This window comes from Flavimobilis soli, from assembly GCF_002564025.1.
Taxonomy (GTDB): Bacteria; Actinomycetota; Actinomycetes; order Actinomycetales; family Cellulomonadaceae; genus Flavimobilis; species Flavimobilis soli.
Genome location: NZ_PDJH01000001.1, coordinates 1,308,528 through 1,321,015, shown reverse-complemented (window position 1 = coordinate 1,321,015; position 12,488 = coordinate 1,308,528). Strand labels below are relative to the sequence as shown.

The following is a 12,488-nucleotide window of genomic DNA, read 5'->3' as shown; positions in this document are numbered from 1 at the left end:
GGCCGGGATACAGTGATGCAGGTCGCTTGTGAGAGCATTCACAAGGTTCTAGGTCCCACGAAGACGAGGGTGCGCAGCAATGGTGAACAGGCGTGACGACGACGCGGACGTCATCGTCGTCGGTGCAGGTCCCGCCGGGGCCACCGCCGCCCACTACTGCGCTCAGGCCGGCCTCTCCGTCATCGTCCTCGAGAAGGCCCGCTTCCCCCGCGACAAGATCTGCGGCGACGGCCTGACCCCGCGCGCGGTCTCCGAGCTCGTCACGATGGGCGTGCCCATCCGCGAGAAGGACGGCTGGATCCGCAACCAGGGCCTGCGCGTCATCGGCGGCGGCCACCGCCTCGAGCTTCCCTGGCCCGAGCTCGCCTCCTACCCGTCCTACGGCATGGCCCGCGCGCGCACGTCGTTCGACCAGATCCTCGCGGAGCACGCCCGCGCCACGGGCGCCAAGATCCTCGAGGGCATGAACGTCACCGGCCCCGTGCTCGACGAGCGCACGGGCCGCGTCGTCGGCGTGACCGCCCGGCCCGTCGACGAGCAGGGTCGCCGTGCTGGCGAGGAGCAGACGTTCCGGGCCCCCGTCGTCGTCGCCGCCGACGGCGTCTCCGCACGCCTCGCGACCGCGCTCGGCATCGAGAAGCGCAACGACCGCCCCATGGGCGTCGCCGTCCGCACCTACTTCGAGTCCCCGCGGCACGACGACTCCTGGATGGAGTCGCACCTCGAGCTGTGGGAGGGCAAGCCGAACGAGTCCGCGCTGCTCCCGGGCTACGGCTGGATCTTCGCCCTCGGCGACGGCACCGTGAACGTCGGCCTCGGCTCCGTCTCCTCGAGCGCCGCCGCGACCAAGATCGACTACAAGCAGCTCTTCGCCACGTGGATGCGCAACGTCCCCGAGGAGTGGGGCTTCACCGAGGAGAACCAGCGCGGCAAGGTCCGCGGCGCGGCTCTCCCCATGGCCTTCAACCGCAAGCCGCTCTACGACCGCGGCCTCATGCTCGTCGGCGACGCCGGGGGCATGGTCTCGCCGTTCAACGGCGAGGGCATCGCCTACGCGATGCAGGCGGCCCGCGTCGCTGCCGACACGATCGCCCAGTCCCGCGCCCGCACGACGGCGTCGTCGCGCGAGGCCGCCCTGCGCCGGTACCCCGAGATCATGCGCCAGGACCTCGGCGGCTACTACACGCTCGGCAAGTACTTCGTGAAGATCATCGAGCACCCGCAGATCATGCGCCTGTGCACCCGCTACGGCCTCCCGCGGCCGCTGCTCATGAAGTTCACCGTCAAGCTCCTGTCGGACTGCTACGAGCCGCGCGGAGGAGACCTGGTCGACCGGGTCATCTCCGGCCTCACGAAGATCGTCCCGGCAGCATGAACGCCACCCCGACAACGACGTCCGCTCCCTCCGGAGGCACGCGATGACCAACCCGTACGTCCCCCTGCTGTTCCTCATGGGGATCGCGCTCGTGCTGACCATCGGCGGTGTCGCCGCGTCGGCGCTCATCGGCCCCAAGCGGTACAACCGCGCGAAGCTCGACGCGTACGAGTGCGGCATCGAGCCGACCCCGCACGCCGTCGGCGGCGGCCGGTTCCCGATCAAGTACTACCTGGTCGCGATGACGTTCATCATCTTCGACATCGAGGTCGTCTTCCTCTACCCGTGGGCCGTCGACTTCTCGACGCTCGCGGTGTTCGGCCTCGTGGCGATCCTGTCGTTCCTCGTCATGATCACCGTGCCGTTCATCTACGAGTGGCGCCGCGGCGGGTTCGAGTGGGACTGACGGACGTGGCAGGACGACCCAGGACAGGCCGCCGTGACGGCGCACGTGGACGTGTGAGGAGAGAACGATGAGCAAGGAGACAGCGCCCTCCGGGTTCCTGCTGACGACCGTCGAGGAGTTCGCCGGCTGGTCGCGCAAGGCCTCGCTGTGGCCCGTGACGTTCGGCCTCGCGTGCTGCGCGATCGAGATGATGGCCGCCGGCACCTCGCGCTTCGACCTGTCGCGCTTCGGCATGGAGGTCTTCCGCGCATCGCCGCGCCAGGCCGACCTCATGATCGTCGCCGGCCGCGTCTCCCAGAAGATGGCCCCCGTCGTGCGGCAGGTCTACGACCAGATGCCCGAGCCCAAGTGGGTCCTCTCGATGGGCGTGTGCGCGTCCTCGGGCGGCATGTTCAACAACTACGCGATCGTCCAGGGCGTCGACCACGTCGTCCCGGTCGACATCTACCTCCCCGGCTGCCCCCCGCGGCCGGAGATGCTGATCAACGCGATCCTCGAGCTGCACAAGCAGATCCAGGGCGAGCCGCTGTTCAAGCACCGCCGGGACATCGTCAAGGCCGTCGAGGCGGCCGCGCTCGAGGCGACCCCCACGCACCAGATGAAGGGCCTGCTGCGATGAGCGACGAGACCCGCTCCGACAAGGGCATGAGCGACGACGTGACGCGCTCCGACCTCACGCCCGGGGACGTGACCCCGGGTGGCGACGTGAAGGTCCCGCTCCAGCCGGGCACCCTGCGCGGCGCCGACGTGGTCGAGGAGCGCCGCGGCCTGTTCGGCATCCACGGCTCGGGCGACACGTCCGGCTTCGGCGGCCTCGTCCGCCCGGTCGCGATGCCCGGCTCGAGCGCCCGCCCCTACGGCGGCTGGTTCGACGAGGTCGTCGACGTGCTCCTCGAGGTGCTCGAGGAGAAGGAGCCGGGCCTCGCGGCCAAGGCCCTCGCCGCCGTCGTCGTCGACCGCGACGAGCTCACGCTCGAGATCAACCGCGAGCACATCGTCACCGTCTGCCAGGCGCTGCGCGACGACCAGGACCTGCGCTTCGAGCTCAGCCTCGGCGTCTCAGGCGTGCACTACCCGCAGGCCACGGGCCGCGAGCTGCGCGCCGTCTACCACCTGACGTCGGTGACGCACTCGCGCTCGCTGCGCCTCGAGGTCGCGGCACCCGACGCCGACCCGCACATCCCGTCGACCGTCTCCGTGTACCCGGCGAACGACTGGCACGAGCGCGAGACGTGGGACTTCTTCGGGATCATCTTCGACGGCCACCCGTCGCTCGCCCGCATCGAGATGCCCGACGACTGGCCCGGCCACCCGCAGCGCAAGGACTACCCGCTCGGCGGCATCGAGGTCGAGTACAAGGGCGCCACCATCCCGTCGCCGGACACGAGGAGGTCCTACTCATGAGCACCGCACCCTCTGCGGCCCCGTACGCGACCCGCGACGCAGGTGCGCCCGGGACCGACGGCGACATCCCCTCCTTCGAGGCGTACGGCGACGGCGACTGGTCCGACATCGCCGAGGAGGCCGTCCGCCTCGGCGAGGAGCGCATCGTCGTCAACATGGGTCCCCAGCACCCGTCGACGCACGGCGTGCTGCGCCTCATGCTCGAGATCGACGGTGAGACGGTCACCGAGGCCCGCGCGGGCATCGGCTACCTGCACACCGGCATCGAGAAGAACATGGAGTACCGCACCTGGACCCAGGGCGTGACGTACTGCACGCGCATGGACTACCTGGCGCCGTTCTTCCAGGAGGTCGCGTTCTGCCTCGGTGTCGAGAAGCTCCTCGGCATCACGGACGAGATCCCCGAGCGCGCGACGATCATCCGCGTCCTCCTCATGGAGCTCAACCGCATCTCGTCCCACCTCATCTGCCTCGGCACCGGCGGCAACGAGATGGGCGCGACGACGATCATGACGACCGCGTTCACGGCGCGCGAGGAGATCCTCCGGGTCTTCGAGGCGATCACGGGCCTGCGCATGAACCACGGGTTCGTGCGCCCCGGCGGCGTGCCGCTCGACCTTCCCCCGGGCGTCATCCCCGAGATCCGCACGGCAAACAAGAAGGTCGCGAAGTACCTCGGCCAGCTGAGCGACCTGATGATGGCGAACCCCATCTTCAAGGGCCGCCTCGTCGGCGTCGGTCACCTCAACCTCGCGGCGTGCATGGGCCTCGGCATGACCGGCCCCGTGCTCCGCTCGACCGGCCTGCCGTACGACGTGCGCAAGGCGAAGCCGTACTGCGGCTACGAGACGTACGACTTCGAGGTGCCCACCAGCACGGGCGCCGACGCCTATGACCGCGTCGACCTGCGCTTCAAGGAGTGCTACGAGTCTCTCAAGATCGTCGAGCAGGCGCTCGAGCGCCTCGAGAAGCTCGGGCCCGGCCCGGTCATGGTCGCCGACAAGAAGATCGCCTGGCCCGGCCAGCTCGCGGTCCTCGGGGACGGCCAGGGCAACTCGCTCGACCACATCAAGGAGATCATGGGCACCTCGATGGAGTCCCTGATCCACCACTTCAAGATCGTCACGGAAGGGTTCCGGGTCCCGGCCGGCCAGGTGTGGCAGTCCGTCGAGGCGCCCCGCGGCGAGCTCGGCGTGCACCTCGTGTCCGACGGCGGCACGCGCCCCTACCGCGCGCACTTCCGTGACCCGTCGTTCAACAACCTGCAGGCCGTCTCGATGATGTGCGAGGGCGGCCAGCTCGCCGACGTCGTCGTCGCCGTCGCCTCGATCGACCCGGTGCTCGGAGGAGTGGACCGATGATCCAGACCGGATACGCACCCGACGTGCGGGCGCGCCTCGACGAGGACGCCGCGCAGATCGTCGCCCGCTACCCGCAGGCGCGCTCGGCGCTCCTGCCGCTGCTCCACCTGGTGCAGTCGCAGGACGGCTACGTGTCGCGGCACGGCATCGAGTTCTGCGCCGAGACCCTCGGCCTGACGACGGCGTCCGTCTCGGCGGTCGCGACGTTCTACACGCAGTACAAGCGCCGCCCCAACGGCGAGTACACGGTCGGCGTCTGCACCAACACGCTGTGCGCGATCATGGGCGGCGACGAGATCTTCGAGCGGCTGAGCGAGCGCCTCGGCGTCGGGCACGACGAGACGACCGTCGACGGCAAGATCACGCTCGAGCGCGTCGAGTGCAACGCAGCCTGCGACTACGCGCCCGTGATGATGATCAACTGGGAGTTCTTCGACAACCAGACGCCCGAGTCGGCAGCCGCCGTCGTGGACGCGATCCTCGCCGGCGAGGACGTGAAGCCCACGCGCGGCCCCGACGTCGTCCAGCCGTTCAAGGCCGTCTCCCGCACCCTCGCGGGCTTCCTCGACGAGCACGCCGACGAGGGCCCCGCCGCTGGCCCGGCGAGCCTCGCCGGCCTCGAGGTCGCGCGCGAGCAGGGCTGGTCCGCACCGTCCTTCGACGCGGCCGAGCGCGCCGCTGCCGAGGCGGGCACGACGACGCAGGGCGCCGCACCCGCGGAGCCCGCGCCGCAGACCGGGGGCGAGCAGTCGTCCGCCGAGCGCAAGCCGACCACCGAGGGTGACGTCACCCCCGGCGGACCCGAGTCCGAGCCCGAGGAGAAGCGATGACCACGCTCACCCCCGTCCTCACGGCGACCTGGGGCGACGACAAGCCCTGGCAGATCGACTCCTACACCCGCTCCGGCGGCTACGAGGCGCTCCGCAAGGCCCTCACGACCGACCCCGCCGAGCTCGTGCAGCTCGTCAAGGACTCGGGCCTGCGCGGACGAGGCGGCGCAGGCTTCCCGACCGGCATGAAGTGGGGCTTCCTGCCCGCTCCTGACGGCGGTCCGCGCTACCTCGTCGTCAACGCCGACGAGTCCGAGCCGGGCACCTGCAAGGACATCCCGCTCATGCTCGCCAACCCGCACGTCCTCGTCGAGGGCGTCGCGATCACGAGCTTCGCGATCGGCTGCCACCACGCGTTCATCTACGTGCGCGGGGAGGTGGTGCACGTCTACCGCCGCCTGCTCAAGGCGGTCGCCGACGCGTACGCCGCGGGCCACCTCGGCAAGAACATCCACGGCTCCGGCTACGACCTCGACGTCACCGTGCACGCGGGCGCCGGCGCCTACATCTGCGGCGAGGAGACCGCGCTCCTCGACTCCCTCGAGGGGCGCCGCGGCCAGCCGCGCCTCAAGCCGCCGTTCCCCGCCGTCGCCGGCCTGTACGCGCGCCCGACCGTCGTCAACAACGTCGAGTCCGTCGCGTCCGTGCCCGCGATCGTCAAGGGCGGCTCCGACTGGTTCCGCACGATGGGCACCGAGCGCTCCGCCGGGCACGGCATCTTCTCGCTCTCGGGCCACGTCGAGCGTCCCGGCCAGTACGAGGCTCCGCTCGGCATCACGCTGCGCGAGCTCCTCGAGATGGCGGGCGGCGTCCGCAAGGGCCACGAGCTGAAGTTCTGGACCCCGGGCGGCTCGTCCACGCCGATCTTCACGGCAGAGCACCTCGACGTGCCGCTCGACTACGAGTCGGTCGGTGCGGCCGGATCGATGCTCGGCACGCGAGCCCTGCAGATCTTCGACGAGACGACGTCGGTCGTGCGGGCCGTGTCCCGCTGGATCGACTTCTACGCGCACGAGTCGTGCGGCAAGTGCACGCCCTGCCGCGAAGGCACCTACTGGCTCAAGCAGATCCTGCAGCGCCTCGTCGACGGCAAGGGTCAGCAGGGCGACATCGAGACGCTGCTCGACCTGTGCGACAACATCCTCGGCCGCGCGTTCTGCGCGCTCGGTGACGGCGCGACGTCGTGCGTCACCTCGGCCATCCAGTACTTCCGTGAGGAGTTCGAGGCAGGCATGACGTCGCCCGCGAGCGAGCTGTTCCCGCCGCAGCGCTCCGCGCTGTTCGACTACACCCCGCGCCGTTCCGGCGCCGCAGCAGGGGCGGTGCACGCATGACCACCACGACGGACAAGACCGCAGGCACCGACGCCGTGCCGGTCGACCCGAACCTCGTCACGCTGACGATCGACGGCGTCGAGACGTCCGTGCCCAAGGGCACGCTCATCATCCGTGCCGCGGAGGAGATCGGGATCGCGATCCCGCGCTTCTGCGACCACCCGCTGCTCAAGCCGGTCGGCGCGTGCCGCCAGTGCCTCGTCGACGTCGCGATGCCGGACCGCGAGGGCAACGTCCGCCCGATGCCGAAGCCGCAGCCGTCGTGCGCGATGGAGGTCGCCCCCGGCATGGTCGTCGGGACGCAGCACTCGTCGCCCGTCGCCGACAAGGCTCAGCACGGCGTGATGGAGCTCCTGCTCATCAACCACCCGCTCGACTGCCCGACCTGCGACAAGGGTGGCGAGTGCCCCCTGCAGAACCAGGCGATGAGCAACGGCCGCCCCACGAGCCGCTTCATCGACGTCAAGCGCACCTTCCCGAAGCCGATCAAGATCTCGACGCAGATCCTGCTCGACCGGGAGCGCTGCATCCTGTGCCAGCGCTGCACGCGCTTCACCCGCGAGATCGCGGGCGACGCGTTCATCGACCTGCAGAAGCGCGGCGCGCGCCAGCAGATCGGCACGTTCGACGAGAACATCCTCGGTTTCGAGCCGGCCGACACCGCCGAGGGCGGCCCGACCGTGGGCGCGGCCCACGAGGACGAGTCCGGTCGCCCCTTCGCGTCGTACTGGTCGGGCAACACGGTGCAGATCTGCCCCGTCGGCGCCCTCACGAGCGCGGCCTACCGCTTCCGCTCGCGCCCGTTCGACCTGGTCTCGACCGAGTCGGTCGCCGAGCACGACGCGAACGGGTCGGCCATCCGCATCGACCACCGCCGCGGCACCGTCATGCGGCGCCTCGCGGCGGACGACCCGGTCGTCAACGAGGAGTGGATCAGCGACAAGGACCGCTTCGCGTTCCGCTGGCAGACCGCTCCCGACCGCCTGACCACCCCGCTCGTGCGCGACCGCCGCGAGGACGGCTCGCGCGGGGAGCTGCGTCCCGCGTCGTGGGTCGAGGCGTTCGAGGTCGCGGGCAAGGCCCTCGCGGCGGCGCGTGACGCCGGCGGCGTCGGCGTCCTGCCCGGCGGCCGCCTGACGATCGAGGACGCGTACGCGTACGGCAAGCTCGCGCGCGTCGCCCTCGGCACGAACGACGTCGACCACCGCGCCCGCCCCGCCTCGGACGAGGAGGAGAGCTTCCTCGCCCACGCGGTCGCCGGTCGCGGCATCGACGTGACGCTCGGCGACCTCGAGAAGGCGCCGGCGGTACTGCTCGTCGGGCTCGAGCCCGAGGAGGAGGGCGGCATCGTCTTCCTGCGGCTGCGCAAGGGCACGCAGGCGGGCCGCACCCAGGTGCACGCGGTCGCGCCGTTCGCGACGCGCGGCGTCGAGCGCCTCGACGGCAGCCTCGTCAAGGCCGCGCCCGGCACCGAGGGCGAGATCCTCGCGGCTCTCGCCGACGGCGTCCCGTCCGACACGGACGCGGCGATCGTCGCGGCGTCGCAGGCCGTGCGCACCGAGGGCGCGATCGTCCTCGTGGGCGAGCGTCTCGCGACCGTCCCGGGCGCGCTGTCCGCAGCCCTGCGGCTGTCCGCCGCGACGGGCGCGCGGCTCGCGTGGATCCCGCGCCGCATCGGCGAGCGTGCGGGCGTCGAGCTCGGCACCCTGCCGAGCCTCCTGCCGGGCGGCCGCCCGGTGACCGACGCCGCGGCACGGGTCGACATGGCCGCCCACTGGGGCGTCGCACAGCTCCCGGAGACGCCCGGCCGCAACGCCGAGCAGATCGTCGCGGCCCTCGCCGACGGCACCCTCAAGGGCGCGGTCGTCGGTGGTGTCGAGCTCGCCGACCTGCCCGACCCGCAGGCCGCGCGCGACGCGCTCGCGGCGGCGGACGTCGTCGTCTCCCTCGAGGTCCGCGCGAGCGAGGTCACCGAGCTCGCCGACGTCGTCCTCCCTGTGGCTCCGCCGCAGGAGAAGGCCGGCGCGTTCTGGAACTGGGAGGGACGCGTGCGGGTGTTCCGCCAGGCGCTCGACTCCCACTTCATGCCCGACCACCGCGTGCTCGACTCGCTCGCCCGCGAGATGGGCGTCGACCTCGGGCTCGCGACCGGCGAGCAGGTCCGCAAGGAGATCGACACGCTCGGCCTCTGGGACGGCACCCGCGTCGAGGCCCCGGCCGCCGAGACGGCCGAGCCGCCCGCGGTCGCGCCCGGCACCGCGGTCCTGTCGACGTGGCGCCTGCAGCTTGACTCGGGTCGCGGGCAGGACGGCGAGCCGTACCTCGCGGGCACCGCACGCCGCGCCGTCGCACGCCTCTCCGCGGCGACCGCCGCGGCTGCGGGCGTCGCCGAGGGTGCGCTCGTGCGCGTCTCGACCGACCGCGGCGCGATCGAGCTGCCGGTCGTCCTGACAGACATGCCGGACCACGTGGTCTGGCTGCCCACCCGCTCCGGCACGAGCGCCGTGCGCGACGCGCTCGGCGCCGACTCCGGCAGCCTCGTCGCGATCGCCGCGGTGCCCGCGGCCGGCGGCGCGGACGAACCTCAGCACGACGACGTGGAGGCACGATGAGCGCGCTCCTGCTGCCGACGGCCACCCCCGGTGTCCCGGGGATCGCCGCGGACTTCAGCAACGACAACCCGTGGGTGTACCTCGTCAAGGCGGTGCTCATCATCGTCTTCCTGCTGCTCAGCGTCCTCATGGCGCTGTGGTTCGAGCGGCGCCTCGTGGGCCGCATGCAGGTGCGCCCCGGGCCGAACGTGCACGGCCCGTTCGGTCTGTTCCAGGCGCTCGCCGACGCGATGAAGCTCCTCATGAAGGAGGACATCACGGTCCGCGCCGCGGACAAGATCGTCTACCTCATCGCGCCGATGATCTCGGTGTTCTGCTCGCTCATGGTCTACGCGGTCATCCCGTTCGGCCCTGAGGTGCGGATCCCGTTCACCGACTTCTGGACGCCCGCGCAGCTGACCGACTTCCCGGTCGCGGTGCTCTACATCCTCGCGGTCGCCGCGATCGGCGTGTACGGCATCGTCCTCGGTGGCTGGTCGTCCGGCTCGACGTACCCGCTCCTCGGCGGCGTCCGGTCCACGGCCCAGGTCATCTCGTACGAGCTCGCGATGGGCCTCGCGCTCTCCTCGGTGTTCCTGCTCGCCGGCACGATGTCGACGTCGCAGATCGTCACCAACCAGGAGCGCATCTGGTATGCGCTGCCGCTGCTGCCGTCGTTCATCCTCTACGTCATCTCGATGATCGGTGAGACGAACCGGCTCCCGTTCGACCTCCCCGAGGCCGAGGGCGAGCTCGTGTCCGGCTACATGACCGAGTACTCGTCGATGAAGTTCGCGTGGTTCTTCCTCGCGGAGTACATCAACATGCTCAACGTCTCCGCCGTCGCGACGACGCTGTTCTTCGGCGGGTGGCAGGCGCCGTGGCCGCTCACGGAGATCAACGACGGCATGTTCAACACCGGCTGGTGGCCGGTGCTGTGGTTCATCGTCAAGGTCTGGCTGTTCATGTTCGTCTTCGTGTGGGTGCGCGGCACGCTGCTGCGATTCCGCTACGACCAGTTCATGAAGTTCGGCTGGAAGGTCCTCATCCCGGTCGCGCTCGCGTGGACGTCGCTCGTCGCGATCTACCAGGGCTTCTCGCAGTTCTCGTCGATCTCGAACCGCACCTTCATCTACTTCTTCCTCGGCGTCGCGGTGGTCGCGCTCGTGCTCGGCTTCGCCATCCCGGAGAAGAAGCCGGCGCCCGAGCCGGTTGCGGACCCTGAGCCGTTCGACGCGTTCGCCGACGGCTTCCCGGTCCCGCCGCTACCCGGCCAGAAGCTGCCTCCGTCGCCGCGCGCCGCCCGCCGGGCTGCGGCCGCGACCGCGGCTGCGACGACGGTTATCGAGGCTGCGCCCGCTGCCGATACCAGCACGACGACGGAGGGAGACCCCGGTGAGTGATCTCAGCCCCAAGCCCAAGGGCCCGCTGGGCGAGCTGCTCGCCCCGGTCGCGGGCTTCGGCGTGACGTTCTCGAACCTGTTCCGGCCCACCGTGACCGAGCAGTACCCGTTCGAGAAGGTCCCCACGAAGCCGCGCTTCCACGGCCGCCACCAGCTCAACCGGTACGCGGACGGGCTCGAGAAGTGCATCGGCTGCGAGCTGTGCGCGTGGGCCTGCCCTGCGGACGCGATCTACGTCGAGGGTGCCGACAACGCCGACTTGCCCGACGGCGCGCACGTGTCGCCCGGCGAGCGCTACGGCCGCGTCTACCAGATCAACTACCTGCGCTGCATCTTCTGCGGCCTGTGCATCGAGGCGTGCCCGACGCGCGCACTGACGATGACGAACGAGTACGAGATCGCGGGCCCGACCCGTGCCGGGATGATCTTCGAGAAGGAGGACCTGCTCGCCCCGCTGCGCGAGGGCATGCTTGCCGGTCCCCACCCGATGGTCGAGGGCACGGAGGACACGAACTACTACCGGGGCGAGGTCACGGCCCCCACCGCGGCGCAGGTCGCGTGGGTCCGCGAGCACCGTCCCGACGAGCCGACGCTCGAGACCGCGAAGACGGCCGACGGCGCCACGGACGGAGGAGCACGATGACCACGTCGACCGGGGAGGCAGTGCTCTTCTGGGTGCTCGGCCCCCTCATGGTGATCGCGGCGCTCGGCCTCGTGCTCGCCCGCAAGGCCGTGTACGCGGCCCTGTCGATGATCTTCGTGATGATCGGCCTGGCGGTCCTCTACCTCGCGAACGAGGCGGAGTTCCTCGGCATCGTGCAGATCGTCGTCTACACGGGCGCGGTCATGATGCTGTTCCTCTTCGTGCTCATGCTCGTCGGCGTCGACGCGTCGACGTCGGCGGTCGAGACGATCCGCGGCCAGCGCTGGATCGGCGCACTGCTGGGCATCGGCCTCGGCACGCTGCTCGTCACGGTGATCTCGCGCGCGACGTTCGCTCCGGCGTCCGGCCTGGAGGGTGCCAACAGCGCGACGAACCCGGTCGGCATCGCCCGCGTCCTCATGAGCGACTTCGTGTTCGCGATCGAGGTCGTGGCGGCGCTGCTCGTCACGGCTGCGCTCGCCGCGCTCGTGCTCACGCACCGTCGCCGCCTGACCCGCAAGGTCGGGCAGGCCGAGCGCGCCGAGGCCCGCGTCAAGGCGGGCCAGCACCTGGTCAACCTCCCGGCGCCGGGCGTCTACGCGCGGCACAACGCGATGGACGTCCCCGCGCTCGACCCGTACGGCAACCCGATCGAAGCCTCGGTCTCGCGCGTCCTGCGCATCCGCGGTCAGGAGCAGGGCCTGTCGAGCCAGGTCACGACGCTCATCGACTCGGGCGACCTGCCTGCGGCGATCGCGTCCGGCGCCCAGGGCGAGAACGAGAGCGCCGAGCCCGGCGCAGAGCAGGACGGGGACGCCTGATGGAGCTCACCAACTATCTGTACCTCGCGGCGGTGCTGTTCGCGATCGGCGCGATCACGGTGCTCACGCGGCGCAGCGCGATCATCGCGTTCATGGGTGTCGAGCTCATGCTCAACGCCACCAACCTGATGTTCGTGACGTTCGCGCGCATGCACGGTGACCTCACCGGCCAGGTCGTCGCCTTCTTCGTGATGGTCGTCGCCGCCGCGGAGGTCGTCGTCGGCCTCGCGATCATCGTGGCGATCTTCCGCACCCGTAAGTCGTCCTCGGTCGACGACGTCAACCTGCTGAAGGGCTGAGGCGACGATGCTGAACATGCT

Annotated in this window: 12 protein-coding genes; all 12 read left to right on the top strand. The window is 70.7% G+C overall.

The window, feature by feature from the left end; all coding sequences use genetic code 11:
* Window positions 1-79 precede the first annotated feature (79 nt).
* Window positions 80-1,375, top strand: coding sequence for a geranylgeranyl reductase family protein (locus ATL41_RS06025; RefSeq protein ID WP_098457667.1), 1,296 nt, complete (start codon window positions 80-82; stop codon window positions 1,373-1,375).
* Between the two features lie 43 nt (window positions 1,376-1,418).
* On the top strand, window positions 1,419-1,781 hold the full coding sequence (locus tag ATL41_RS06020; RefSeq protein ID WP_098457666.1) for an NADH-quinone oxidoreductase subunit A: 363 nt from the start codon (window positions 1,419-1,421) through the stop codon (window positions 1,779-1,781).
* 67 nt (window positions 1,782-1,848) lie between these two features.
* Window positions 1,849-2,400: a NuoB/complex I 20 kDa subunit family protein gene (locus ATL41_RS06015; RefSeq protein ID WP_098457665.1), complete on the top strand. Its 552-nt coding sequence runs from the start codon at window positions 1,849-1,851 to the stop codon at window positions 2,398-2,400.
* Window positions 2,397-3,185: an NADH-quinone oxidoreductase subunit C gene (locus ATL41_RS06010; protein ID WP_219810363.1), complete on the top strand. Its 789-nt coding sequence runs from the start codon at window positions 2,397-2,399 to the stop codon at window positions 3,183-3,185. Before ATL41_RS06015 ends, ATL41_RS06010 begins: the two co-directional genes overlap by 4 nt.
* Entirely contained in the window at window positions 3,182-4,546 is a 1,365-nt protein-coding gene (locus ATL41_RS06005) for an NADH-quinone oxidoreductase subunit D (RefSeq protein ID WP_098457664.1), read from the top strand. The genes ATL41_RS06010 and ATL41_RS06005 overlap by 4 nt, the downstream gene beginning before the upstream one ends.
* On the top strand, window positions 4,543-5,376 hold the full coding sequence (gene nuoE / locus ATL41_RS06000) for an NADH-quinone oxidoreductase subunit NuoE (RefSeq protein WP_098457663.1): 834 nt from the start codon (window positions 4,543-4,545) through the stop codon (window positions 5,374-5,376). Before ATL41_RS06005 ends, nuoE begins: the two co-directional genes overlap by 4 nt.
* The gene (gene nuoF, locus ATL41_RS05995) at window positions 5,373-6,710 is read left to right on the top strand and encodes an NADH-quinone oxidoreductase subunit NuoF (protein ID WP_098457662.1); all 1,338 of its coding nucleotides are present in this window, start codon (window positions 5,373-5,375) and stop codon (window positions 6,708-6,710) included. The genes nuoE and nuoF overlap by 4 nt, the downstream gene beginning before the upstream one ends.
* Window positions 6,707-9,322, top strand: a complete 2,616-nt coding sequence (locus ATL41_RS05990) for an NADH-quinone oxidoreductase subunit G (protein WP_098457661.1) — start codon at window positions 6,707-6,709, stop codon at window positions 9,320-9,322. The genes nuoF and ATL41_RS05990 overlap by 4 nt, the downstream gene beginning before the upstream one ends.
* Window positions 9,319-10,704: an NADH-quinone oxidoreductase subunit NuoH gene (gene nuoH, locus ATL41_RS05985; RefSeq protein ID WP_098457660.1), complete on the top strand. Its 1,386-nt coding sequence runs from the start codon at window positions 9,319-9,321 to the stop codon at window positions 10,702-10,704. The genes ATL41_RS05990 and nuoH overlap by 4 nt, the downstream gene beginning before the upstream one ends.
* Complete coding sequence (gene nuoI / locus ATL41_RS05980; protein ID WP_181010233.1) at window positions 10,697-11,347, top strand: NADH-quinone oxidoreductase subunit NuoI; 651 nt, start codon at window positions 10,697-10,699, stop codon at window positions 11,345-11,347. Before nuoH ends, nuoI begins: the two co-directional genes overlap by 8 nt.
* Entirely contained in the window at window positions 11,344-12,168 is an 825-nt protein-coding gene (locus ATL41_RS05975) for an NADH-quinone oxidoreductase subunit J (protein ID WP_098457659.1), read from the top strand. Before nuoI ends, ATL41_RS05975 begins: the two co-directional genes overlap by 4 nt.
* Window positions 12,168-12,467: an NADH-quinone oxidoreductase subunit NuoK gene (gene nuoK / locus ATL41_RS05970; RefSeq protein WP_098457658.1), complete on the top strand. Its 300-nt coding sequence runs from the start codon at window positions 12,168-12,170 to the stop codon at window positions 12,465-12,467. The genes ATL41_RS05975 and nuoK overlap by 1 nt, the downstream gene beginning before the upstream one ends.
* The last annotated feature ends 21 nt before the right edge of the window (window positions 12,468-12,488 follow it).

Bases quoted from the DNA above. Each gene is read 5' to 3' on its own strand.
- nuoK (WP_098457658.1), top strand. From the start codon at position 12,168: ATGGAGCTCACCAACTATCTGTACCTCGCGGCGGTGCTGTTCGCGATC.
- ATL41_RS05975 (WP_098457659.1), top strand. From the start codon at position 11,344: ATGACCACGTCGACCGGGGAGGCAGTGCTCTTCTGGGTGCTCGGCCCC.
- nuoF (WP_098457662.1), top strand. From the start codon at position 5,373: ATGACCACGCTCACCCCCGTCCTCACGGCGACCTGGGGCGACGACAAG.
- ATL41_RS06015 (WP_098457665.1), top strand. From the start codon at position 1,849: ATGAGCAAGGAGACAGCGCCCTCCGGGTTCCTGCTGACGACCGTCGAG.
- ATL41_RS06020 (WP_098457666.1), top strand. From the start codon at position 1,419: ATGACCAACCCGTACGTCCCCCTGCTGTTCCTCATGGGGATCGCGCTC.
- ATL41_RS06005 (WP_098457664.1), top strand. From the start codon at position 3,182: ATGAGCACCGCACCCTCTGCGGCCCCGTACGCGACCCGCGACGCAGGT.
- ATL41_RS06025 (WP_098457667.1), top strand. From the start codon at position 80: ATGGTGAACAGGCGTGACGACGACGCGGACGTCATCGTCGTCGGTGCA.
- nuoH (WP_098457660.1), top strand. From the start codon at position 9,319: ATGAGCGCGCTCCTGCTGCCGACGGCCACCCCCGGTGTCCCGGGGATC.
- ATL41_RS06010 (WP_219810363.1), top strand. From the start codon at position 2,397: ATGAGCGACGAGACCCGCTCCGACAAGGGCATGAGCGACGACGTGACG.
- nuoE (WP_098457663.1), top strand. From the start codon at position 4,543: ATGATCCAGACCGGATACGCACCCGACGTGCGGGCGCGCCTCGACGAG.
- ATL41_RS05990 (WP_098457661.1), top strand. From the start codon at position 6,707: ATGACCACCACGACGGACAAGACCGCAGGCACCGACGCCGTGCCGGTC.